Origin of the sequence: Bradyrhizobium sp. SHOUNA76, assembly GCF_023006445.1 — a bacterium.
In the GTDB taxonomy this organism is placed as follows: Bacteria; Pseudomonadota; Alphaproteobacteria; order Rhizobiales; family Xanthobacteraceae; genus Bradyrhizobium.
On record NZ_JALBHA010000014.1, the window covers coordinates 1 to 21,378 of the forward strand.

Sequence of the window (21,378 nt, forward strand, 5' to 3'; positions counted from 1 at the left end):
GATCTCTCGGGCGGGCAGATGCGGCGGCTGGAGATCGCCCGCGCGCTGCTGCACCGGCCGCGCCTGCTGCTGCTGGACGAGCCAACCGTCGGCCTGGATGTCAAGGCGCGCGCCGACATCATCAGCCAGGTCCGCCAGCTCGTGACGGACCAAGGCATCGGCGTGCTCTGGGCCACGCATCTGTTCGACGAGATCATGCCCAGTGACGACCTCGTGGTGCTGCATCAGGGCAAGGTGCTGGCGCGGGGACCGATGAGCCGCGTCATCACCGAAGCCGGCGCGCAGGACGTCAACACCGCCTTCATGCGCCTGACCGGCGCGCAAACCATGCCGGGAGGCGGCGCATGAGCAGCATCACCACGCGTGAGGCGCCGCGCGGCTTCTCGGCCGCCGAATACATGACGTGCCTCACCGGCATCGTCTGGCGCGAGGGGTTGCGCTTCCTGCATCAGCGTGAGCGCTTCGTCTCGGCGCTGGTGCGGCCGCTGGTGTGGCTGTTCATCTTCGCCGCCGGCTTCCGCCAGGTGCTCGGCATTTCCATCATCCCGCCTTACGAGACCTACATCCTCTACGAGGTCTATATCGCGCCCGGGCTGATGGCGATGATCCAGCTCTTCAACGGCATGCAATCCTCGCTCTCGATGGTCTATGACCGCGAAATGGGCAACATGCGCACGCTGCTGGTGAGCCCGCTGCCGCGCGGCTTTCTCCTGTTCTGCAAACTGCTGGCGGGCACCGCGGTGTCGTTGCTGCAAGTCTATGCGTTCCTCCTGATCGCCTGGTTCTGGGACATCACCCCGCCGTCATCGGGCTATCTCACCGTACTGCCGGCGCTGATCCTGTCCGGGCTGATGCTGGGTTCGCTCGGCATGCTGATCTCCTCCGGCATCAAGCAGCTGGAAAACTTCGCCGGCGTGATGAATTTCGTGATCTTCCCGATGTTCTTCGCCTCCTCCGCGCTCTATCCGCTCTGGCGGGTGCAGGAGGGCAGCCCTTATCTGTACTATCTCTGTGAGGCCAATCCGTTCACCCATGCGGTCGAGCTGATCCGGTTTGCGCTGTACGGACAGATCAACTGGGTCTCGCTGGCGGTGGTCGCCGCTTGCACAATCGTCTTCATGATCGGCGCGATTTGGGCCTATGATCCCTCGCGTGGGCTGGCGCGACGGGGGCCTGCAGGAGGCGAAGGATGAAGGTTCTGGCGATGGCTGCACTAGTGCTCGCGCTGTCGGGCACGGCCACCCGTGCGGCCGATCCGCGCTACCCCAACTGGCCCTGCACGCAGGCCAAGGTGCCGGAGATCTCGCTCGCGGCCGTCTGGGCTGGTCCTGCGCTCGACGACGCCGAGACCAAGTGGAAGAACGACACGAAAATCACCGCACTGGTCGCAAAATTGTCGGCGCGCAAGACGCCAATGGACGAGGCCGAGAAGTCGGTGAAAGACTTTTTGGCCGCCTCTTCCGCCGACAAGACTGCGAATGCCAAGCTGCTGTTCGCCGGCCTGTTCGACACGCTCAACGCCCAGCGCTCCCAGGTCATGAGCGGGCTCGAGCGCGTCAGCCGCAAGCAGCGGGAGGCCGCCGACAAGATCCGCGAGGAGACAATTCAGCTCCAGGCGCTTCAGGGTGCCACCCCGCGTGACGAGGCCAAGGTGGAGACGCTCGGCAACGAGCTGATCTGGAAGACCCGGATTTTCGAGGACCGCAACAAGGTGGTGCGATTCGTCTGCGAGGTTCCAACCACGATCGACCAGCGCCTGTTCGCGCTCGGCCGCGTGATCCAGCAGGAAATGGAATAGCGCCCTGCACTCCCGATGGGTTCCCGAGCATCGTTAACCTTTGCCCTGCTATCTGCCGGAACCAAATCGATCTAGGATGGCTTGTCGAAGTGAACTCCAAGACGTCGGGAGGCCTCGATGGGAACTACAAGATTCATTTTTGCGGGCGCTGCGGCCCTCAGCATGCTCGCAACCAGCGCTCTTGCTGACGATTTGACCGGAATGGTCATGCGGATCGATCGGCTCAACGGCACGATCTCGATCCAGCAGACGCAGAAGGGTACGGTCGGCGCCAGCACCGGCAGCGCCGGCGCGCTCCAGGAGTACAAGGCCAAGGACGCCGCGATGCTGGACGCCGTTCATGCCGGCGACAGGGTGAACTATTCCGCGACCGACAATAACGGCACCGGCACGCTGACGAAGCTGCAGAAGCAGTAGGGCTTAGATCGCCTCTTCCTCTTGCAGGGAGAGGTGCCCTTCCGCGAGCTCACCCCACGTCGATCGAGGCGATACTGCGCCACATCGTCATTGCGAGGAGCCCCTGCGACGAAGCAATCCAGAATCCCTGCACGGAAAGATTCTGGATTGCTTCGCTGCGCTCGCAATGACGTGGAGGGAGTTGAGCCTTTTTCTGACGCCGCAACTGCGGAGCCGAGTCGCTTACTGTTCCGGCCGCGGCTCCGGCTGCACCTCTTCGGTGGGAAGCTTTGCACGCTCCCAGCCGTCGGTGCCGTCTGGGTACCAGGCGATGTTGGAATAGCCATAGGCCAGCGCGCGCTTGGCGGCGTTCCAGGACATCCAGCAGTCGGCGAGGCAATAGATCACCACCAGCGCGGCCCTGTCGCCGCCAGAGGCACGCGCGAGCCCGCGCTGGAAATAATCCCCCATCGCCGGCGGCAAATTGCCGTAGCCGGTATCGGGCAGCCAGATGCTGCCCGGAATGTTTCTGCGCGGCGCATCGCGCCACACCGTGCCTTCCGGAAGGTTCTTCGGCTTCGGCGGGCGCGGCAGCACGTCGATGAAGGCACCGCTTCTGGCGCGCCAGATCGCTTCGGCTTCCACTGTGGTGAGCACGCGCGCGCCGGCGAGCGTCGCCGGTACCGGCGCGCGATAATTGTCGGCGCGATAATTCTCGGGCTCGAACGGCTCCTGCTGCTGCGCCAGAACCGGCGCCGCCAGCAGGGCAGCGACGAGCGCACCGGCACGAAGCCGCCTCATGGCGTCTACCTCATGGCGTCTTCTTGGCCGTCGCCGCACTGAGCGGCCGATCGCTCTCGTCGAGCAGCGGTACGCCGAAGTCGACCAGGATCTTGTTGATCTCGGCCTGATTCTCTTGGATCAGCTTGTTGAGCTGCCGCTTCCAGTTCTGGTCGGCGGGGCGCACGCCCATGCCGATGCGATAGACCAGCTTCGGCCCCGTGGTTTCCTTCACCAGCGGCGTGACGTGAAGCGAGCCGACCTTCTTCGCATAGTAGCCGGCCATGGGTCCCCACAGCACGCCGGCGTCGATCTTGCCGGCGGCGAGGTCGTCGATCATGGCCTGCGCCGAATTGTCGTAGCGCGTGTCGATCATCAACGGATAGGGTTTTGCGTCGCTCATCAGGCCGGCAATGGCCATATTGGTCGCCGGCGGCGTTCCCGCGACGATGCCGACATGCTTGCCCTTCAACTTCGGATCCTCGAGCGTGTCGACGTCCTCCAGCCCGCTACCGGCCTTGGCGACCAGTGCATAGCTCGTGCGATAATAGGGATTGGTGCCTTGCACGACGTCATCGCCTTGCGGAAAGCCCATGATGACGTCGCAGCGATGCGCACCCAGCGTCATCCGCACGAAGCCGGTGGCCTGCGGAAAGAAGACGTAATCGAGCTTCTTCTTGAGCTTGTCGGCAAAGAGCTCGGCCAGCTTGTTCTCGAACCCCTCGCCCTTCTCGTTCGAGAACGGCAGATTGCGCGGATCGGCGCAGACACGAAGCACGTGCGGGTCGACCAGCTCGAACGAGAGGTCGCCGCTGTCATTGGTCTGCGCCACGGCAACGTCGCCGAGCCCGCAGGACGCAACCAGGACCCACATTGAAAACAACCAGCGACGATGTCGTCCGGCCTCCGTCATCGCGCTTCCTCCTCGTTTTGTTTGAATGCTATCCATGCAACGCATGACGCGCCATGTTTTGCCAGACTTCGCTGGCTTCGCTTTGTTGCAGTGCAATGCAGCAAGCCCTTTAAACTGAGGCGGAAAAGTGTTTCGCATCGCTCGAGTAATCGCAGCCTTGTCCCTGCTGGGGATAGCAACGCTAGCACGGGCCGGGGCGGCCGAATTGCCTGTGAGCGAAGTCGCACCGGGAATCTTCGTACACTCCGGGGCCATTGCCCTGATGACCCGCGAGAACGAGGGCGACATTGCCAATGTCGGCTTCATCGTGGGCGATGATGCCGTGGCCGTCATCGACACCGGCGGCAGCCTCCGCGAAGGCGAGGCCCTGCTGGCCGCCGTGCGGGCCCGCACGCCCAAGCCGATCCGCTATGTCATCAACACCCACGGCCATCCCGACCATGTCTTCGGCAATGCGGCCTTCGCCACCGCAGAAACGAGCTTCGTCGGCCATAGCAAGCTGCCGCAGGCGCTCGCCACGCGCGGGCCCTATTATCTCGACAATTTTCGCCGGATCATGGGCAACGAGTTGATAGATCCCGTGAAGATCGTTGCTCCCACCCTGCTGGTTTCGGACGCGATGACGCTTGATCTCGGCTCGCGCCGACTGACCTTGCGCGCCTGGCGGACCGGGCACAGCGACAGCGATGTGACCGTGTACGACGAGACGACCAAAACCCTGTTCACGGGCGACCTCGTTTTTCTTCGCCACATTCCGGTCATGGACGGCAGCATCCGCGGCTGGCTCGACACGTTGAAGGAATTGGAGGCCCTCCCGGCGCGACGCGTCGTTCCCGGTCACGGCCCCGTGAGCGACTGGCCTGCCGCGCTGGCCGATGAACGGCGTTACCTGTCAACGCTGCTGTCCGACGTACGTGCACTGAATAAGAACGGCGAACCGATCCGAGCCGCCGCCAATAAGGCTGCGGCTGAGGAGCAGCCGCGTTGGGAGCTGTTCGGCGATTACAATGCCCGGAACGCAACTGCAGCATTTTCGGAAATTGAATGGGAGTAGCGGGCGCGCTATCATGAGCAAGAGATCAGCTTCGCTGACTCCGGGACCATGATCATGACCAGATGGACACGCCGCCTGCCCCTGATCGCCGCGCTGCTCGGCATCGCCTTTGCCATGCCGGCGCAGGCTGAAGAGGCCGACGATCCCTGGCCGGGCCTGGTGCAGGACATCTTCAACAATCGCCCGATGAATGACGGCAGTGCCGTCGTCGGCATCGAGATGCCGTATCGCGCTGAGGACGCGGCGATCGTGCCGGTGACTCTGCGCAGCAAACTGTCGCCCGCAGATAGCCGCCGGATCCGCTCGATTACGCTCGTGATCGACCGCAACCCGGCGCCGATGGCGGCGAAGTTCGAGCTCGGCTCCGATGCCAATGTCACCGAAATCTCGACGCGCGTGCGGGTCAACAATTACACCGATGTCCATGCGGTGGCCGAGCTCAGCGACGGCCAGCTCTATGTCTCGAAAGTCTATGTGAAGGCCTCGGGCGGCTGCTCGGCGCCGGCCGGAAAGAACGCCGAGGAAGCCAACAGCAAGCTCGGCAAGATGCGCTACCGGCAGTTCGCGCGCGAGGAGGCGCCGGCGAGCCGTATCCGCGAAGCGCAGATCATGGTCGGCCATCCCAACAATTCCGGCCTGCAGATGGACCAGGTCACGCAGCTCTACATTCCCGCGTTCTTCATCAACCAGCTGAAGCTGACGCAGGACGACAGCCCCGTGCTCTCGATGGAAGGCGGCATCTCGATCTCGGAAGATCCCAACCTGCGCTTCACCTACGTTTCCAACGGCGCCAAGCGTTTCCGCGCGGAAGCCAAGGACACGGACGGACACGTGTTCCGGAATGAGTGGGACGTGGAGAAGCCGGGGACGTAGTTGTCACACCGTCATTCCGGGGCGGTCCACAGGACCGAACCCGGAATCTCGAGATTCCGGGTTCGCGCTTCGCGCGCCCCGGAATGACCGCAGCAAACTAGAAACACCTCACCTCAGCTTCCGCCTGCGCCCGCCTTAAATCATTCACCGCCGTGTTCGCCTGCTCCGAGGTGCGGAACTGAACGCCGAGATTGCCGCGCACCTGCGACATGCTGAGCGCGGTCTCCGCGGTAACGTAGCGCTCATAGGGGACGATCGAGGCCACCACGTCGATCGAGCAGGAACATTGCTCGATCGACTGCCGGCTCTCGCCATTGGCCTTCATGCAGCCATAGACGTACTCCGCGCGCGCAGACGTGGGATAATCGTTGGCTTCCTCGGCCCGCGCCACGCACACCGTCGCCGCCAGCACCGTCAATGCGGCGACAATCGGTCGTAGCTGTCCGGCCAGTTTCATGCGCATCCTCCCGCTGGTTGCGAGCAAAGCTATGCTATGCGTATTGTCCTGAAAAGCACTCTGTCAGAGGAAACGGCTCACAAGGTGATGAGAGCACTCGGTGTGATAAGGGCACTTGGTCGGACATTGGCGCTCGCAACGACGCTGGCGCTGACGCTCGCCGCACCCGTCCGCGCCGCGGATACGATCCGCCTTGCGGTGCAGAAGACCGGAACATTCTCCTGGGAGCTGGCCGCGATCCGTGCGAGCGGTCTCGACAAGGAAGCGGACCTCTCGCTGGAAGTCACCGAGCTAGCGAGCCCCGAGGCCGGCAAGATCGCGATGCGCGGAGGCAGCGCCGACATCATCCTGTCGGACTGGCTGTGGGTGTCGCGCGAGCGGGCGCTCGGCGCCAAGCTCACGTTCTATCCCTACTCCAGCGCGCTCGGCGCGGTGATGGTGCCGGCCTCGTCGCCGATCAAGTCGCTCGCCGACCTGAAGGGCCGCAAGCTCGCCGTCGCCGGCGGAGCCATCGACAAGAGCTGGCTGCTGCTCCAGGCGCGCATGAAGCAGGACGGCATCGACCTGAAGTCGGAGGCTACCATCGTCTATGGCGCCCCGCCCTTGATCGCCGCCAAATCACTCGACGGCGAGATGGATGCGAGCCTCAACTTCTGGAATTTCTGCGCCCAGCTCGAAGCCAAGGGTTTTAGGCGCCTCGCCGGCATCGAGGACATCCTGCCGAAGCTCGGCGCCAAGGGCGCGGTCTCTGCGGTCGGCTATGTCTTTGACGAGAGCTGGGCCGCAAGCCATCGCGAAGCGGTGGCGCGCTTCATCGCGATGACCCGCAAGGCCAAGCAGTTGCTGGTGAGCTCGGATGCGGCCTGGGACAAGATCGCGCCGCTGACCGGCACCAGCGATGCCACCCTGCTGAAGACCTATCGCGACCGTTATCGCGACGGCATCCCGCGCCGGAGCGTCGACGACGAGGAGAAAGACGCGCGTGTGCTCTACCGCGTGCTGGCCGAGACCGGCGGCCGCGACCTCGTCGGCCCCGCCGCCGAGCTCGATCCCGGCACGTTCTATCACGCCGTGCCTGGAGACTGAGGTGCTGCGCCTTCTGTCGTTCGCCATGTTCCTCGCGATTTGGTGGATTGCCGCGCTGTTCGTCGGCGGCGCGAAGCTGCCCTCCCCGCCGGCGGTGCTCGAGGTGATGATCGCGGAAGCCTCATCGGGTGCGCTGTTCCTGCATCTCGGCGTCACGCTGGCGCGCGTCACCCTCGCCTTCGTGCTCGCGATGTCGCTCGGCAGCGCCATCGGCTACCTGATGGGACGGGTCAGGCTAGCCGACCGGCTCGGCGATCCCTGGCTGATCCTGCTGCTCAACCTGCCTGCGCTCGTCGTGATCGTGCTGGCCTATATCTGGGCCGGCCTGACCGAGACCGCAGCGATCGCGGCAATCGCCATCAACAAGCTGCCGACCGCGGTCGTCACCTTGCGCGAGGGCACCCGCGCGCTCGACCGCTCGCTCGACGAGATGGCGAGCGTGTTCGCGATGCCGCGCTGGCGCGCGTTCCGCCATGTCGTGCTGCCGCAGCTCGCACCCTACATCGCCGCTGCGGCCCGCTCCGGACTGTCGCTGGTATGGAAGATCGTGCTGGTCGCCGAACTGCTCGGGCGTCCGAACGGCGTCGGCTTCGAGATCGGCGTCGCTTTTCAGCTGTTCGACACGCCGCGACTGCTCGCCTATTCGCTGACATTCGCCGCGGTCGTGCTCGTGATCGAAACCTTGCTGGTGCAGCCGTTCGAAGCCCGCGCAACACGGTGGCGGCCCCGTGCGGCTTGAGGTCGATATCACAGGCAAGACGTTCAGGAGTGCCGCGGGCGAAACGCACGAAGTGCTCGCGCCGCTCAAATTCGCGCTTTGCGCCGGCGAGGTCGGCGTGCTCATCGGTCCGTCCGGCTGCGGCAAGAGCACGATGCTGCGCATCATCCTCGGGCTCGATGGTGATTTCAGGGGCCACGTCGCGCGTCCACCACAGGCACGGATCGGAATGGTGTTCCAGGAGCCGCGGCTGCTGCCGTGGCGTTCGGTCGAGCAGAATGTGCGGCTGGCGGCGCCCGACGTGACCGAGGCGAAGCTGTCGGAGCTGTTCAGGATTCTGGAGCTGGAGGCGCATCGCAGCCACTTTCCCGGCGAGTTGTCGCTCGGCCTTGCCCGGCGCGTCGCGCTCGCCCGCGCCTTCGCCGTCGAGCCTGATCTGCTGGTGCTCGACGAGCCCCTCGCCTCGCTCGATGACGCGCTCGCCGGCCGCTTGCGCGACGAGATCGCAACGCTGGTGGCGAGCCGTCCGGTGATGACGCTGCTCGTCACCCACAGTCTCGACGATGCGATCCGGCTCGGCGATCGCCTGTTCTTCTTGTCGCCGCGCCCCGCGCGCATCGTGCAGGAAGTCCCGATTGCCGTTCCGCGCGCGATGCGCAGCGAGGGCGAACTCGGCAGGATCAGGGCGGAGCTCGCGGCGTTGCAGCTTGAATCGAAATGAAAACTCGTGGTCAACTGAACCAAACGTCATCGAGGGAGGTTCACCAATGCGGCGTAGGCTGATTGCGATCGGCATCCTCTTGGTCGCGGTGCCGGGCGTGGCGCTGGCGCAAACCAAGGGCAAGGGCATCAGGCTCTGGAACCTGACGACGGAGACGATCTCCGGCTTCCAGCTCTCACCCGCCGGCAAGACCGACTGGGGCCCGAACCAGTGCTTGAACGACAAGGACAAGGAGGTCGATCACGACGAGCGGCTGCGCATCACCGGCGTCGAGCCGGGCCGCTACGACGCCAAGGTCAGCTATCCCAACGCACGGCAGTGCGTCGTTCGCGACATCGAGATCAGGGCGGATGCGGTGTTCTCGATCGCCGACAAGGATCTGAAGGACTGCACCAAGTAGCGGGACGCCTTACGCCTTGTCGTTCGGGTGCGGATATTCGCAGCGCCACCGCACGGCCTGCCATTTCGGATGGTCGCCGACCCATTGCGCGATATAGGGCGGCGCGGCCATCGCGCATTGCCGCGGCGACCCACCATAGTTGAACATCAGATGCTGCTCCTCGCAGGTCGCAGGCGAGAGCACCGCACACACAGTCACCACCAGATCAATCGGGTTCATGCCGGGATCCTTGCAAGGGCAATCGAGATTAGCACGAAAGGTTACGTTCCGCGGAGGGGGAAGTTTCAAGTCTGGGTGAGCGAGAATGGGCCGGGAACTGCCTCTCGTCTCCTTGCTATGAAGCAGAACGCCGAGGTCTCCACGTCGTCATGGCCGGGCTTGCCCCGGCCATCCCGCGCCTTGCCTCGCAGTACAAGAACGTGGATGCGCGGGACAAGGCCCGGGCACGACGACCTCCCGACCTAAAAGTTAACGCCGAACACCAGCCGGGCCTGGTGGCGCTCGAAATTGACGAGGTCGAGATTTGCGGATGACCCAGCCGGACGGCCCCAGGCCTGCATGCTCCAACTCAGGGTGAGCCGTGAGCGCTCGGACAGCTGGAAATAAGCGGTCGGGCCGACGAACAGTGCCTGGCCTGAAAACTCCCCGAGGCCGATGCCTTCATACTGCCTGAAGTAGCGCAGCTCGCCGCCGAGCAGCACATTGGGCCGCACGCGCACCAGGCCGGCAAACGCCGCTCCGATCGTCGAGCTCTTCTCGGACTGCCCCGTCACCTCGAAGCGCGCCCATTCCGGCTGATAGATCAGGTTGAGCGCGCCGATGGCGAAGTTCGGGATGAGCTCGCGGTCGATGGCGAGGGTGAATTCGGTGCCGTACATCCGTCCTTTCGCGCCGCTGGTCTCGTCGATGCGGTCGCCATGGAGCTCGGCGGCGATGGTGAGACCGAACGGCGCGCGCTCGCGGCCGAGCAGGCGATAACGCAGGTCTAGCGAAGCCCCCTGGAAGTTGAGCTGGCGGCGGTCGTCGATATCGGGGACGCCGGTGATGTCGTGCAAGCTGGCCGTGCCGCCGACCTCGACGCGAAAGTTCGGCAGCGGCACGACTTCGATCTCGAACTCGTGCTCGAGGGCGCGATATGTGCCGCCCTTGCCGAAGCGCCCTGTCGTTTGGGTCTGGAATTCGCGCTCGCCGGGATTGCCGACATCGGTACCGATCATGAAGCCGAAGATGTGCTCGGTATCGAAGCTCTCTTCGGCGCTGACGCATGCGGGTAGAAGCGCGACCGTACAGGCAGCAATAGTCCAGAGGCTGTTGGCTCTCGCGCGCATTCCTGACACTACCACGGCTTCGACGGCGTTTGCCATCGAAGCCGTGGCAGGTCGTCAGTCTTACTTGCGCGAAGCGCAGGCGTACATGTTGATTTCCATGCCGACCGGCACTTCCACGATCTTCGGAGCTTTCCAAGCCATTCGGGGTCTCCCCAAGGTATTGAGCGCGACATCGCGCGGCGCAAAACCTAGGGCTGCGTCAGGTGCAGTTCAAGCCTCGATTCGGTTGCCGAGCGCGTCTGTGTCGATTCTTCGCGACTGCATTTCTCTCTGGGACAAAGCCAGTTCCCTCTTGGTCAAACACGACCTCCAAGACGCTGCCTTGTGCGACGCACCGCGCGTCGAATCGACACCAATGGCGCCGCGCCGTCAGCAGCCCTTGTCGGCCATTGCGGCGTCCGGCTTAGCACCGTCGGCTCGCTGAGCCGCCGTCGGCTGGCTCTGCATCTGCCGCTGCGCATCTTCGGATGACGCCGGCGTTTCACCGCTCGCACGATTCATCGTGCTGGTGGGCGGATGCTGGCTGCTGTCGCCCGCTGAGCTGGACGAATGCGACTGCGCCGAGCCTACGGTGACCGGACCAGAACCAGCATCCTTGTCAGTGCTGGCGCTGCCCGTGTTGCATGGGCCGGCGATGGCGACGCCGGCGCTCAACGTCAGGATCGCGCAGGCGGCAAGAACGGAACGTTTCGTGTTCATCTGCATCTCCTCTTCTCCCGCGGCGCAGCCCCGGCGCCTGGCAGGACATCGCGAAGAGAACAGGCCGAACTGCCCGATGTTCCGAGTGTCGGAGCGGAAATGCTCGCAAAAGCCGCCCGCCTCACGCCTGCTCCGTTGCGCTCACCGCAACAATCGCAGCAGCGCGCGGCCGGCGCGCGAGTTCAGCTCCTTCGCATCCAGCGTTCCATCCTTGTCGGGATTGGCTGCATTGAAGCGCTGCTCGACCACGGACAAATATTCGTCGAGCGTCAGGGTCCCGTCCCGGTCGGGATCGGCGGCGGCGAGTTCTTTCGCCGTCAACCGTCCGCGCAATTCGCGCGCATCGAGCGTGCCGTCATGATCGGGATCGAGCTTTGCGAACAATGCGGCGGCCGCCTTCTTCACCTCGGCAAGATCGAGCGTGCCGTCATTGTCGGTATCGAACAGCTTGACCGCGTTGCCGGCGGCCGGCCATGCCGGACCGGACACCAGTGCAATCGTGAGCGCAAGCGCAATTGAGCGACGCGAAATCATCAAGACCTCCCAGACAAAGATCCCCGGTGCGAAGCGGGTCAGCAACCAGATAAATCCACAAGCGGCTCCGGGTTCAAGTCCGGAATGCAACTTGCGCGCGTCACAACGCGCGAAACCCGACCGCTCGCCCAGACCACTTTGACCGGAGCTGCTTCGTGGTGCGGAATTTCCCAGCGTCTCCGCGCAAGTGGAGCCGGTTTCCATGAGGTGACCGGCAATCGCGTCAGCGATATCGGCACGACACTTACGACTTTCGTATTGACGCGTTTTGGTTTCCGACGGAGATTTGCTTCCGCGGCGTCAAAAGGCGCGCATATTGGGAGGAACGGATGAAACGCTTTGCGATGGCCGCGAGCCTCGTTATGCTTGCATCGACTTGTGCAAGCGCACAGACCACCGAGCAGTTGGTCAAAGGCGCGACCGATACATCGAACGTTCTCAATTACGGGATGGGCTACAATCTGCAGCGCTTCTCGACGCTGAATCAGATCAACAAGGACAGCGTCAAGAACCTTGTCCCGGTCTGGAACTACTCTTTCAACGACGATCGCAGCGAGGAATCGCAGCCCATAGTCTATCAGGGCGTGATCTACGTGACCTCGCACAATGCGACCATGGCGGTGGATGCCAAGACCGGCAAGCAGATCTGGAAGAGCAAGATCGAATATCCCGCCGAGACGCCCCGAATCGTCTGCTGCGGCATCATCAATCGCGGCGTCGCAATCCACGATGGCAAATTGTTTCGTACGACGCTCGATGCCAACGTGATCGCGATTGACGCAAAGACAGGCAAGGAGCTGTGGCGTCAGAAGGCCGCCGACATCAAGGAAGGCTATTCGATGACGGTGGCCCCGCTGGTCGCCGACGGCGTCGTCATCACCGGCATCTCCGGCGCCGAGTTCGGCACGCGCGGCTTCATCGACGGCTGGGATCCGGCGACAGGCAAGCACCTGTGGCGCACCCATTCCATTCCCTCGCAGGAGGAGCCCGGCGGCGACACCTGGAAGGGCGACACCTGGAAGCTCGGCGGCGGCTCGACCTGGATCACCGGCTCTTATGACGCCGAGCTGAACACCGTGTATTGGGGCATCGGCAATCCCGGCCCGTTCAATTCGGCAGTCCGCCCCGGCGACAATCTCTACACCTGCTCCGTGCTGGCGATGGATCCCAAGACCGGCAAGATCAAGTGGCACTACCAGTTCTCACCGAACAATCCGTTCGATTATGACGCGGTCGCCGAGATGGTGCTCGCGGACGTGAACGTCGAGGGCAAGCCGACCAAGGCGCTGATGAACGCCAACCGCAACGGCTTCTTCTACGTGCTCGACCGCACCAACGGCAAGCTGCTGGCGGCCAATCCTTACGTGAAGGTGAATTGGGCGACCGGCGTCGACATGAAGACGGGCCGTCCGATCGAGACCGACGTCGCCAAGGAGGCGCGCGAGGGCAAGAAGGTGACGGTCTATCCCTCCATCCTCGGCGGCAAGAACTGGGAGCCGATGTCGTTCAATCCGCAGACCGGCCTTGCCTACGCCAACACGCTCGCCTTCGGCGGCAGGTACAAGGCCGAGCCCGTCACCTTCAAGCAGGGTGAATGGTATCTCGGCATGGACCTGACCGATCCCTGGGAGTTCGGGGACGGACCGCGCGGTCACCTCAAGGCGATCGATCCCATGACCGGCAAGTCGAAGTGGGAAGCGCCGAGCGACATTCCACGCTTCTCGGGCGTGCTGTCGACCGCGGGCGGCGTCGTATTCTCGGGCGCACTGACCGGCGAGTTCGAGGCCTTCGACGCCGACACCGGCAAGAAGCTCTGGCAGTTCCAGACCGGGTCCGGCATCGAGGGCCAGCCGGTGACCTGGCAGCAGGATGGCGTGCAGTATGTCGCGGTGACCAGCGGTTATGGCGGTGTCTACTCGCTGTTCTCCGGCGACGAGCGGCTTGCCAAGGTGCCGCCCGGCGGCTCGCTGTGGGTCTTTGCGGTCAAGCAGTAATCCGCGGCATGATGCTGAGAGACATGTTTGACAGGGCGGCGGCGATCTTCGCCGCCGCCCTGGTGCTGACGGTCGCGCTTGCGGCGACCGTTCGTGCCGCCGACGAGCCAACCAGCAATCCCATGCAGGCGCAGATCGACCACGGCAAGTCGACCTATGCCGAGAAATGCTCGCACTGCCATGGCCCGAACCTGATGAACTCCGGGACCATCACACCGGATCTGCGCGTCTTCCCCGACGACAAGACGCGCTTCGTCACCACGGTAAAGAACGGCAAGAACAACAAGATGCCGCCCTGGGGCGACATCCTCAGCGACGACCAGATCGGCGATCTCTGGGCCTTCATCTCCAGCCGGAGAAAACCATGAGGGGCCGGCATGCAGCATGGAGCCTCGCTGCCGTTCTGTCGACGATGGCGTCGGTCGCGCTTGCGGCCGACGATCCCCTGAAGATCTGCCTCGACGAGGACCGGCCGCCGCTCTCGATGCATCAGCGCGGCAAGCCGGATGCCGGCTTCGACGTGCTGCTGGCACAGGCGATCGCGGAGCGGCTCGGACGACCGCTGGCGATCCAGTGGTTCGAGAGCAAGCTGGACGAGGATTCCAGCCCGCAGCTCGAGGCCAACGCGCTGCTCTCGGATGGACGCTGCTCTCTCGTCGGCGGCTATGCGCTGACGCAGGATTCGCTCGTCGTCCCCGGGATGAAGACGGCGCGCTTGCCTGACTTCGGCGGGGCCACGCGCGACGATCGGCGGCGCCGTGTCGCGCTCGGCGTGCTCGCGCCGAGCCAGCCTTACGTCTATTCGCCGATGACGGTGGTGCTCGGGCCGAAGGCAAGCGGCCGCAAGATCGGCGACATCGGCGATCTCACTGGGCTTCGTCTGGTCATCGAAAGCGGCTCGCTCGGCGACGCCATCCTGATGACCTTCGACAAGGGGCGGCTGATCGACGGCATCACCCATCTCGTCCCCGGCCGCGACGATCTCCTCGGCGCGCTCCAGCGCGGCGACCATGACGCGACGCTGATCGACCTTGCGCGCTTCGACGCCCATCGCGCCGCGCACCCCGACAGTGCGCTCACGGCGTCCGGCTATTACTACCCGATCGGTGCCAATCGCGGCTATGTCGGGCTTGCCCGCGACGGCGCGCTGATCGATGCCGTCAACAAGGCGCTGAGCGCCCTCGCGGCCGAGGGCAGGATCGCCGAATTCGGCAGACAGGCCGGCCTCACCTATCTGCCGCCGCGCGAGCCGGCGATTCTGGGCGACGTCTGGACGAAGATCATTCAGCGGTGAGGCTCTCTTGTCCGGACGCGGTGCGGCGCGCAGTGACGCTCCGCAGAGCCGGGGAAGAAGAGCGAGATACGGCGCTCGCACTGCCTCTCCATCCTCATTGCGAGCGCAGCGAAGCAATCCAGAATCTCTCCGCGGAGAGACCCTGGATTGCTTCGTCGCTTCGCTCCTCGCAATGACGGAGCAAAGACCAACGTCTCCAAGCTGGTCTGGCCATGCGGCGAACCGTAAGATGCCTGCGGTTTCATTTCGCCCTTTGGTGCCCTGTGAATTCGCCAACCTCCGCCGCAGGCCTGCGCGACGTCCTCTCCCGCGAGCTCAAGCCCGGCGAACTGTCGCGAGCGCTGATCGTCGTCGGCCCGATGGTCGGCGCCTATTTCATCGCGCGTGAAACGGCACTGCTCAATCTCGGGCTGGTCGCTGTCTCCCTGCTCATTCCGGCGCTCCGGCTGAAGCTGCCGCCAAAGGTCATCGCCTGGCACTATCTCGCCATCCTCGTCACCTTTGCCGCGCTTTTCCTCGCAAGCCCTGTCAAGCCGCTCTTCGCAGTGCTGACGGCGCTCGCCGGTTTCCTCGCGGTGGCGGCGACGCGCCATGGCGAGCATTTCCGCACACTGGGCAATTGGGTATTCATCCCCGCGGTCTATCTCGCCTGCGAGGTGCGGGAGGGCGCAAGCGCGTCGGAAGCGCTGCGCCACGCCGGCCTGATCATCGCGTCCTCTCCGATTGCGCTGGCGCTGGTCTGCGGTATCCGGATCTACGACCAGCAACGCGATGGCGCGGCGACCTCGTTCGGGTTGCCCGCCGCCGGATGGTTTCTCCCTGCGACGGCAACGGCCATGGCGGTGTTCGCCGCGGCGGTGCTGGTCGAGATCCTTGACCTCGCGCAGGGACAATGGGTGATGTGGTCGGCCGCGAGCGTCGTGGTCGGCGATCTCGCTGCCTCCACCGACAAGCTGAAGCAGCGCGCGATCGGCGCGCTTGTGGGCGTGCCGCTTGGCTTCCTCGCCGGAATCGTGCTGCCGCAAAGCCGGGTCGGCTATGCCCTCGCGGTTCTCGCCGCCACCCTCACGCTGATCTCTTTCTCCCGCTACATCGTCGGCTTCGGCCTGCGCTGCTTCTTCATTGCGCTGGCCGCTTCTTTCGCCGGCGGCGCCAGCGGAATCGCGGAGGAGCGTATCGCCAACGTGCTGATCGGCGGCACCTTTGGCCTGATTGCGGTGGCCCTGACCGAAATCGTCTGGCAGCGTGTCATGCGAAAGGTGCGATCGTCCGGATGACGCCCGAACAGACGCAGCACAGCCTTTCGAATGCGCCAATCTGTCTCGCCTGACGCCCATGGCAGCGCCGGTCAGGTGCAGTACCCTGCCCGGAACCGGGAGAGAATCATGTCCACAAAAATCGATCGCCGCCACTTCATCGCCGCCGGAGCCGGCGCATTCACGATGCCTTTCGTTGCGCGCGGCGCCTCGGCGCAAGCTGCATCCCAAGGCACTTGGCCGGCGCGACAGATTCGCATGATTTGCAGCTATCCCGCCGGCGGGCAGACCGACCTTCTTGCGCGCGCCTACGGCGAATTCATCTCCAAGCAGGTCGGCAAGACCGTGGTCGTCGAAAACAAGCCGGGCGCCTCCGGCGCGATCGGCACGGCGGAGGTCGCCCGCGCCGAGCCCGACGGCCACACAATGCTGTGCTCGATCTCGACCACCTACATCATGAACCGGGTGGTGATGAAGAATCCGGGCTACGACATGGACAAGGATCTGACGCTCGTCAGCGTCATCCCGGGCGCCGGCCTGTTGCTGGTCGCGAACCCCAAGACCGGCGTCAAGACGCTGGAGGATTTCGTCGCCTTCGCGCGCAAGAGCGGCAGGGTGAACTTCGGCACCTATAGCGCCGGCTCGGCCCCGCACATGACGATCCACGAGCTCAACAAGCAGTACGGCCTCAACATCGAGCCGGTCCATTACCGCGGCGAGGCCCCGATGTGGACGGGAATGCTCGAAGGCACGCTCGATGCCGCGATGGGCAGCTACACGGCGGCGCAGTCGGTCCTGCAAAGCGACCGCGGCACCGTGTTCGCGGTGCATTCGAAGAAGGTCGACGCGATCCCTGCCATCAAGACCCTCCCGGAGCAGGGCGCCACCTCGAAATTCTTCACCGTGAGCGGCTTTTCGGGTTGGGCCGTGCCCAAGGCAACGCCGAAGCCGATCGTCGACCGCCTGGCGGAGCTCTGCGTCGCGGCCAACAGCGATCCGAAAGTGAAGGAGGTTCTCGCCACTTTCGTGCTCGAACCCGCGATCGGCTTCAAGGAGACCAACGAACTGTATCAGCGCGAACTGCCGATCTGGATCGAGAGCGCAAAGTCGCTCGGCCTCGAGCCGGCCTAAACTTCCGAGCCGTGGCCGGCGCGCCGGTTGCTCCCTTTCCGACCCGGAGTCCGGCCAAAGCCTAGTGTCGCAAGCACACTTTCCCGCTATGATTGCGCACCTCTGTGGACGAGAAGGGCCGATCGCATGACACCGGATGCAGTCGCCGTTGCCGTTATGGTCATTCTGCTTTTTCCGATGGGCTATTTCACCCTGGCCTCGCCCGCCTTCCTGCTGGTGAGGCTCGATATTCAGCCCGTCGCCCAGTTGCTGCGCGGAATGTTCAACGCCCATTTTCTGGTAATGCGCGTCGCCGGCGTCATTGGAACCGTGGCCCTCCTCGTCGACGGCCGCCTGCTTGCCGCGCTGGGCGTAGGCATGATCGCTGCCCTGGCGATCGGGGGACGCCGCTGGTTCATGCAAAGAGTGGACGACCAGCTCAGCGCGAGGGACGCTGGCGATGCCGACGCCCCGCGTCGGTTGCGCCGGCTGCATTGGAGCGGAATGCTGGGGAACGCGGTGGTGCTCGTCGCCCTCGTGGCCGGCATTCCCTATATCGCCACGTCCGCGTGAAATAGCGCCACAGCCGCGCGACCGCGCCGACTATTACCGCCTAGAGCATGCGCTCGAAAAGCGCCTAATGCTCGCCCGAGGCCGCCGCGCCCTGCTGGGCCTTGTGGATCGAGGACGGCACCACGCCGAAGTATTTCCGGAACACCCGGCTGAAATGCGATGAGCTGGAGAAGCCCCAGGAGAACGCGACGTCGGTGATGGTCTTGCCGGCGTGAGCCTCGAGCTCCTGGCGGCAGTTCTGCAGGCGCGCCTGCCAGATGTAGTCGCTCACCGTGGTGCCGCGCTCCGAGAACAGCATGTGCAGATAGCGCTTGGAACAGCCGAGCTCGGTCGATATCTGGTCGATGCACAGATCCGGATCGCGCAGGTGCTCGCGGATGAAGAACTGCGCGCGCACATACATCGCCTCGGGCCCGACCCGGTCGAACATCGTGTCGGCTTCGCGCAGCGGCAGCAGCAACAGGTCGATCAGCGAATCGGCGACGCCGACCGCACTGTTCGCCGACAGCTTGGCCGCCTCGTCGAAGGTCGCATGGACGAAATCGTGTGCGATCCGCCCCGTGCCCGTCTTCGACGACAGCTTGCAGGCGGGCATTCGCTGCGACGGGAATCCGCGGTCGCGCAGCAGCGCCTTCGGCACGATCACCACGTCGTGACGCGTGAAGGCCGGGCTGATGATCGAATGCGGGCAGGAGACGTCATAGGCGATGATATCGCCGGGGTTGATTTCGATGTGACGGCCTTCCTGCTCGAAATAGGACACGCCGTAGGTCTGGAAGTGGATCTTGATGTAGGGGTGTTCATTGGCCTTGGCGCGCGCCAGCGTGTGCGCGATGCGATGCTGGCTCACCTCGATCTGGCAGAGCTTGAGGCGCGAGACGCTCGTGTAGTCGATGCGGCCTTCGAGCGAGGACGCCTCCAGCGGATCGACGTCGAAATGCCCACACAGGCTCGTCAGCCCGTCGATCCAGCTCTGGATCTGGCGCTTCGGCGTCATACCGGTCGTCGAGAGCGTGTGAATGGTGTCGGACATTAATCCAGCCACTGGTTTGGATCCGGAGATTCGACGCGAATCGCGACCAGCGCTGCCGGAGCCCTCAGCCGTGATTGCGTGACGTTTACCTCGAATTTGAGCGGTCTCTTGGCACGAGCGCCATCGTTCCATTGCCACCCTTGAAAGTTAATCCTCCGCCTTAGTTGCAGCGCCGTCAAGGGGAACCTGACCGCTGAAAGCGGCCTCGATGCCGCGCGGAAGCCGCTGAATTCGCTACTGCAAAATCAAAATCTTTTCCTCCGTGCGCTGTCAAGCAAACCGGCTTCTCTCTTGGGCAAGTTTCCCGATGACGAAGTCGTTAGGGATTGCGGCAGGAACAATAAGAACGGGCCGCGCTGCACGCGGACCCGTGGCTCTCATCAGGAGGAGGAGACAGCCCAGCATCGTTTCTGGTCCCAAACGTGACCGCCCTGCACGAGCAGACGCCGGACGAGAAGCCCGGTGAATCACTAATGCTTCGGAAACAATAAACGAGACCAACGGAGGAATGACTATGCGCAAGGTGCTACTGGCGACCTTTCTTGGCTCAGCGGCGGCTCTCGCCGTCGGGAGCGCGTCGGCCAATGACGAGCTGATCAAGATGTCGCAGAACCCGAAAGACTGGGTGATGCCGACCGGTGACTACGCCAATACCCGCTATTCCAAGCTCAACCAGATCAACGCACAGAACGTAGGCAAGCTCCAGGTTGCCTGGACCTTCTCGACCGGCGTGCTGCGCGGCCATGAGGGCGGCCCGCTGATCATCGGCAACATGATGTACGTCCATACCCCGTTCCCAAACAAGGTCTACGCTATTGACCTTTCGCAGGAGAACAAGATCGTCTGGAAGTACGAGCCGAAGCAGGATCCGAACGTTATCCCGGTGATGTGCTGCGACACGGTTAACCGTGGCCTGGCCTACGGCGACGGCAAGATCTTCCTGCATCAAGCCGACACCACCCTCGTCGCGCTCGATGTCAAGACCGGTCAGGTCGCATGGACCGCCAAGAATGGCGACCCCAGCAAGGGCGAGACCGGCACGTCGGCGCCCATGGTCATCAAGGACAAGGTGCTGATCGGCATCTCCGGCGGCGAGTTCGGCGTCCAGGCTCATATGTCGGCCTACGATATCAAGACCGGCAAGCTGGCATGGCGCGGATATTCGGAAGGCCCGGATGACCAGATTCTGGTCGACGCCGAGAAGACCACCGCGCTCGGCAAGCCGGTCGGCAAGGACTCGAGCCTCAAGACCTGGCAAGGCGATCAGTGGAAGATCGGCGGCGGCGCCACCTGGGGCTGGATCTCCTACGATCCCGAGCTGAACCTGGTCTATTACGGATCGGGCAACCCCTCGACCTGGAATCCGAAGCAGCGTCCCGGCGACAACAAATGGTCGATGACGATCTGGGCGCGTAACCCGGATACCGGCGTTGCCAAGTGGGTCTATCAGATGACGCCCCACGACGAGTGGGACTATGACGGCGTCAACGAGATGATCCTCTCGGATCAGGCGATCAACGGCCAGCCGCGCAAGCTGCTGACGCATTTCGATCGTAACGGCCTCGCCTATACCCTCGATCGCGTTAACGGTGAGCTTCTGGTCGCCGAAAAGTACGATCCGAAGGTGAACTGGACCTCCGGCGTCGACATGGACAAGAACTCGCCGACCTACGGCCGTCCGAAGGTGCTCGACGCAGCTTCGACCGACAAGGCGGGCGAGGACCACAACGTGAAGGGCATCTGCCCGGCCGCGCTCGGCACCAAGGACGAGCAGCCGGCAGCCTACTCGCCGGACACGCAACTGTTCTACGTTCCGACCAACCACGTCTGCATGGACTACGAACCGTTCAAGGTGAGCTACACCGCGGGCCAGCCCTATGTGGGCGCGACGCTCTCGATGTATCCGCCGCAGGGTGAAAGCCACATGGGCAACTTCATCGCCTGGGACGGCAAGACCGGCAAGATCGTCTGGTCGAACAAGGAGCAGTTCTCGGTCTGGTCGGGTGCGCTCGCAACCGCCGGCAACGTGGTGTTCTACGGCACGCTCGAAGGCTACCTGAAGGCGGTCGACGCCAAGACCGGCAAGGAGCTCTACAAGTTCAAGACTCCCTCCGGCATCATCGGCAACGTCACGACCTATGAGAACGGCGGCAAGCAGTATGTCGCAGTGCTCTCCGGCGTCGGCGGCTGGGCCGGCATCGGTCTGGCGGCCGGTCTGACCGATCCGACCGCAGGTCTCGGCGCAGTCGGTGGCTACGCGGCCCTCAGCAACTACACGGCACTCGGCGGTACGCTGACCGTGTTCGCGCTGCCGAACTAGGCCCATCAGCATCGCTCCGGCGCGTGGATTAACTCCACGCG

Annotated in this window: 26 protein-coding genes; 17 read left to right on the forward strand and 9 right to left on the reverse strand. The window is 64.0% G+C overall.

Annotation, left to right across the window (positions count from 1 at the left end; genetic code table 11):
• The 4 genes from MOV74_RS03755 to MOV74_RS03770 all read left to right on the forward strand — a co-directional run.
• The coding region (locus MOV74_RS03755) for an ATP-binding cassette domain-containing protein (RefSeq protein ID WP_246918042.1) at positions 1 to 348 on the forward strand (348 nt) is incomplete at its 5' end.
• Entirely contained in the window at positions 345 to 1,193 is an 849-nt protein-coding gene (locus tag MOV74_RS03760; protein ID WP_246918045.1) for an ABC transporter permease, read from the forward strand. The genes MOV74_RS03755 and MOV74_RS03760, both read left to right, overlap by 4 nt.
• Positions 1,190 to 1,798 (forward strand): hypothetical protein, encoded by a 609-nt coding sequence (locus MOV74_RS03765; RefSeq protein WP_246918047.1) that lies wholly within the window; start codon positions 1,190 to 1,192, stop codon positions 1,796 to 1,798. The genes MOV74_RS03760 and MOV74_RS03765 overlap by 4 nt, the downstream gene beginning before the upstream one ends.
• A 117-nt stretch (positions 1,799 to 1,915) precedes the next feature.
• Positions 1,916 to 2,215, forward strand: coding sequence for a copper-binding protein (locus MOV74_RS03770; RefSeq protein ID WP_246918049.1), 300 nt, complete (start codon positions 1,916 to 1,918; stop codon positions 2,213 to 2,215).
• 222 nt (positions 2,216 to 2,437) lie between these two features.
• On the opposite strand, the gene MOV74_RS03775 is transcribed toward MOV74_RS03770, so the two are convergent.
• Both MOV74_RS03775 and MOV74_RS03780 read right to left on the reverse strand, forming a co-directional pair.
• The gene (locus MOV74_RS03775; RefSeq protein WP_246918051.1) at positions 2,438 to 2,995 is read right to left on the reverse strand and encodes a PQQ-dependent catabolism-associated CXXCW motif protein; all 558 of its coding nucleotides are present in this window, start codon (positions 2,993 to 2,995) and stop codon (positions 2,438 to 2,440) included.
• Between the two features lie 10 nt (positions 2,996 to 3,005).
• A complete protein-coding gene (locus tag MOV74_RS03780) occupies positions 3,006 to 3,887 on the reverse strand; it encodes a substrate-binding domain-containing protein (protein ID WP_246918053.1) in 882 nt (293 codons plus the stop codon).
• 127 nt (positions 3,888 to 4,014) lie between these two features.
• Here MOV74_RS03780 and MOV74_RS03785 point away from each other — a divergent pair, with 127 nt between their 5' ends.
• Positions 4,015 to 4,941: a quinoprotein relay system zinc metallohydrolase 2 gene (locus MOV74_RS03785; RefSeq protein WP_246918055.1), complete on the forward strand. Its 927-nt coding sequence runs from the start codon at positions 4,015 to 4,017 to the stop codon at positions 4,939 to 4,941.
• A 54-nt stretch (positions 4,942 to 4,995) separates the two neighbouring features.
• A complete protein-coding gene (locus MOV74_RS03790) occupies positions 4,996 to 5,814 on the forward strand; it encodes a quinoprotein dehydrogenase-associated SoxYZ-like carrier (RefSeq protein WP_246918057.1) in 819 nt (272 codons plus the stop codon).
• A 97-nt stretch (positions 5,815 to 5,911) separates the two neighbouring features.
• Here the strand turns inward: MOV74_RS03790 and MOV74_RS03795 are convergent, their stop codons facing one another.
• On the reverse strand, positions 5,912 to 6,271 hold the full coding sequence (locus MOV74_RS03795) for a hypothetical protein (RefSeq protein ID WP_212081008.1): 360 nt from the start codon (positions 6,269 to 6,271) through the stop codon (positions 5,912 to 5,914).
• An 87-nt stretch (positions 6,272 to 6,358) separates the two neighbouring features.
• Here MOV74_RS03795 and MOV74_RS03800 point away from each other — a divergent pair, with 87 nt between their 5' ends.
• From MOV74_RS03800 to MOV74_RS03815, 4 genes are read left to right on the forward strand one after another with little or no spacing between them, the layout of a single operon-like run.
• Positions 6,359 to 7,357, forward strand: a complete 999-nt coding sequence (locus MOV74_RS03800; RefSeq protein ID WP_246918060.1) for an ABC transporter substrate-binding protein — start codon at positions 6,359 to 6,361, stop codon at positions 7,355 to 7,357.
• Position 7,358: 1 nt separating this feature from the next.
• Complete coding sequence (locus MOV74_RS03805) at positions 7,359 to 8,096, forward strand: ABC transporter permease (RefSeq protein ID WP_246918064.1); 738 nt, start codon at positions 7,359 to 7,361, stop codon at positions 8,094 to 8,096.
• Complete coding sequence (locus tag MOV74_RS03810) at positions 8,086 to 8,796, forward strand: ABC transporter ATP-binding protein (protein WP_246918065.1); 711 nt, start codon at positions 8,086 to 8,088, stop codon at positions 8,794 to 8,796. Before MOV74_RS03805 ends, MOV74_RS03810 begins: the two co-directional genes overlap by 11 nt.
• A gap of 46 nt (positions 8,797 to 8,842) precedes the next feature.
• A complete protein-coding gene (locus MOV74_RS03815; protein ID WP_246918066.1) occupies positions 8,843 to 9,196 on the forward strand; it encodes a hypothetical protein in 354 nt (117 codons plus the stop codon).
• Between the two features lie 9 nt (positions 9,197 to 9,205).
• Here the strand turns inward: MOV74_RS03815 and MOV74_RS03820 are convergent, their stop codons facing one another.
• From MOV74_RS03820 to MOV74_RS03840, 5 genes are all read right to left on the reverse strand, one after another.
• Positions 9,206 to 9,415 carry a hypothetical protein gene (locus MOV74_RS03820; protein ID WP_018320724.1) on the reverse strand — a complete coding sequence of 70 codons (210 nt, stop codon included), beginning with the start codon at positions 9,413 to 9,415 and terminating at the stop codon, positions 9,206 to 9,208.
• Between the two features lie 242 nt (positions 9,416 to 9,657).
• Positions 9,658 to 10,560, reverse strand: a complete 903-nt coding sequence (locus tag MOV74_RS03825) for a hypothetical protein (protein ID WP_246918070.1) — start codon at positions 10,558 to 10,560, stop codon at positions 9,658 to 9,660.
• Between the two features lie 24 nt (positions 10,561 to 10,584).
• Positions 10,585 to 10,665, reverse strand: coding sequence for a pyrroloquinoline quinone precursor peptide PqqA (gene pqqA, locus MOV74_RS03830; protein ID WP_008562446.1), 81 nt, complete (start codon positions 10,663 to 10,665; stop codon positions 10,585 to 10,587).
• 228 nt (positions 10,666 to 10,893) lie between these two features.
• Positions 10,894 to 11,229, reverse strand: a complete 336-nt coding sequence (locus MOV74_RS03835) for a hypothetical protein (protein WP_246918072.1) — start codon at positions 11,227 to 11,229, stop codon at positions 10,894 to 10,896.
• A 135-nt stretch (positions 11,230 to 11,364) separates the two neighbouring features.
• A complete protein-coding gene (locus MOV74_RS03840) occupies positions 11,365 to 11,757 on the reverse strand; it encodes an EF-hand domain-containing protein (protein WP_246918073.1) in 393 nt (130 codons plus the stop codon).
• Between the two features lie 329 nt (positions 11,758 to 12,086).
• Between MOV74_RS03840 and MOV74_RS03845 the strand changes: the two genes are divergently transcribed.
• The 6 genes from MOV74_RS03845 (at position 12,087) to MOV74_RS03870 (ending at position 17,984) form a co-directional block, all read left to right on the forward strand.
• Positions 12,087 to 13,751 carry a methanol/ethanol family PQQ-dependent dehydrogenase gene (locus MOV74_RS03845; RefSeq protein ID WP_246918074.1) on the forward strand — a complete coding sequence of 555 codons (1,665 nt, stop codon included), beginning with the start codon at positions 12,087 to 12,089 and terminating at the stop codon, positions 13,749 to 13,751.
• Between the two features lie 23 nt (positions 13,752 to 13,774).
• Positions 13,775 to 14,119, forward strand: coding sequence for a c-type cytochrome (locus MOV74_RS03850; RefSeq protein WP_404979110.1), 345 nt, complete (start codon positions 13,775 to 13,777; stop codon positions 14,117 to 14,119).
• Entirely contained in the window at positions 14,116 to 15,045 is a 930-nt protein-coding gene (locus MOV74_RS03855; protein WP_246918075.1) for an ABC transporter substrate-binding protein, read from the forward strand. Before MOV74_RS03850 ends, MOV74_RS03855 begins: the two co-directional genes overlap by 4 nt.
• A 263-nt stretch (positions 15,046 to 15,308) precedes the next feature.
• Positions 15,309 to 16,322: an FUSC family protein gene (locus MOV74_RS03860; RefSeq protein ID WP_246918077.1), complete on the forward strand. Its 1,014-nt coding sequence runs from the start codon at positions 15,309 to 15,311 to the stop codon at positions 16,320 to 16,322.
• Positions 16,323 to 16,430: 108 nt separating this feature from the next.
• Positions 16,431 to 17,432 (forward strand): tripartite tricarboxylate transporter substrate binding protein, encoded by a 1,002-nt coding sequence (locus MOV74_RS03865; RefSeq protein WP_246918079.1) that lies wholly within the window; start codon positions 16,431 to 16,433, stop codon positions 17,430 to 17,432.
• Positions 17,433 to 17,558: 126 nt separating this feature from the next.
• On the forward strand, positions 17,559 to 17,984 hold the full coding sequence (locus tag MOV74_RS03870) for a hypothetical protein (RefSeq protein ID WP_246918081.1): 426 nt from the start codon (positions 17,559 to 17,561) through the stop codon (positions 17,982 to 17,984).
• A gap of 64 nt (positions 17,985 to 18,048) precedes the next feature.
• On the opposite strand, the gene MOV74_RS03875 is transcribed toward MOV74_RS03870, so the two are convergent.
• A complete protein-coding gene (locus MOV74_RS03875; RefSeq protein WP_246918083.1) occupies positions 18,049 to 19,017 on the reverse strand; it encodes a helix-turn-helix domain-containing protein in 969 nt (322 codons plus the stop codon).
• A gap of 514 nt (positions 19,018 to 19,531) precedes the next feature.
• Between MOV74_RS03875 and xoxF5 the strand changes: the two genes are divergently transcribed.
• Positions 19,532 to 21,337 carry a lanthanide-dependent methanol dehydrogenase XoxF5 gene (xoxF5, locus tag MOV74_RS03880; protein WP_246918085.1) on the forward strand — a complete coding sequence of 602 codons (1,806 nt, stop codon included), beginning with the start codon at positions 19,532 to 19,534 and terminating at the stop codon, positions 21,335 to 21,337.
• Positions 21,338 to 21,378: the final 41 nt, after the last annotated feature.

Coding starts and splice junctions, on each gene's coding strand:
- MOV74_RS03875 (WP_246918083.1), bottom strand. CDS start 19,017: ATGTCCGACACCATTCACACGCTCTCGACGACCGGTATGACGCCGAAG.
- MOV74_RS03820 (WP_018320724.1), bottom strand. CDS start 9,415: ATGAACCCGATTGATCTGGTGGTGACTGTGTGTGCGGTGCTCTCGCCT.
- MOV74_RS03770 (WP_246918049.1), top strand. CDS start 1,916: ATGGGAACTACAAGATTCATTTTTGCGGGCGCTGCGGCCCTCAGCATG.
- MOV74_RS03855 (WP_246918075.1), top strand. CDS start 14,116: ATGAGGGGCCGGCATGCAGCATGGAGCCTCGCTGCCGTTCTGTCGACG.
- MOV74_RS03850 (WP_404979110.1), top strand. CDS start 13,775: ATGTTTGACAGGGCGGCGGCGATCTTCGCCGCCGCCCTGGTGCTGACG.
- MOV74_RS03815 (WP_246918066.1), top strand. CDS start 8,843: ATGCGGCGTAGGCTGATTGCGATCGGCATCCTCTTGGTCGCGGTGCCG.
- MOV74_RS03765 (WP_246918047.1), top strand. CDS start 1,190: ATGAAGGTTCTGGCGATGGCTGCACTAGTGCTCGCGCTGTCGGGCACG.
- MOV74_RS03780 (WP_246918053.1), bottom strand. CDS start 3,887: ATGACGGAGGCCGGACGACATCGTCGCTGGTTGTTTTCAATGTGGGTC.
- MOV74_RS03800 (WP_246918060.1), top strand. CDS start 6,359: ATGAGAGCACTCGGTGTGATAAGGGCACTTGGTCGGACATTGGCGCTC.
- MOV74_RS03845 (WP_246918074.1), top strand. CDS start 12,087: ATGAAACGCTTTGCGATGGCCGCGAGCCTCGTTATGCTTGCATCGACT.
- MOV74_RS03790 (WP_246918057.1), top strand. CDS start 4,996: ATGACCAGATGGACACGCCGCCTGCCCCTGATCGCCGCGCTGCTCGGC.
- MOV74_RS03795 (WP_212081008.1), bottom strand. CDS start 6,271: ATGAAACTGGCCGGACAGCTACGACCGATTGTCGCCGCATTGACGGTG.
- MOV74_RS03775 (WP_246918051.1), bottom strand. CDS start 2,995: ATGAGGCGGCTTCGTGCCGGTGCGCTCGTCGCTGCCCTGCTGGCGGCG.
- MOV74_RS03865 (WP_246918079.1), top strand. CDS start 16,431: ATGTCCACAAAAATCGATCGCCGCCACTTCATCGCCGCCGGAGCCGGC.
- MOV74_RS03840 (WP_246918073.1), bottom strand. CDS start 11,757: ATGATTTCGCGTCGCTCAATTGCGCTTGCGCTCACGATTGCACTGGTG.
- MOV74_RS03825 (WP_246918070.1), bottom strand. CDS start 10,560: ATGGCAAACGCCGTCGAAGCCGTGGTAGTGTCAGGAATGCGCGCGAGA.
- pqqA (WP_008562446.1), bottom strand. CDS start 10,665: ATGGCTTGGAAAGCTCCGAAGATCGTGGAAGTGCCGGTCGGCATGGAA.
- MOV74_RS03760 (WP_246918045.1), top strand. CDS start 345: ATGAGCAGCATCACCACGCGTGAGGCGCCGCGCGGCTTCTCGGCCGCC.
- MOV74_RS03835 (WP_246918072.1), bottom strand. CDS start 11,229: ATGCAGATGAACACGAAACGTTCCGTTCTTGCCGCCTGCGCGATCCTG.
- MOV74_RS03870 (WP_246918081.1), top strand. CDS start 17,559: ATGACACCGGATGCAGTCGCCGTTGCCGTTATGGTCATTCTGCTTTTT.
- xoxF5 (WP_246918085.1), top strand. CDS start 19,532: ATGCGCAAGGTGCTACTGGCGACCTTTCTTGGCTCAGCGGCGGCTCTC.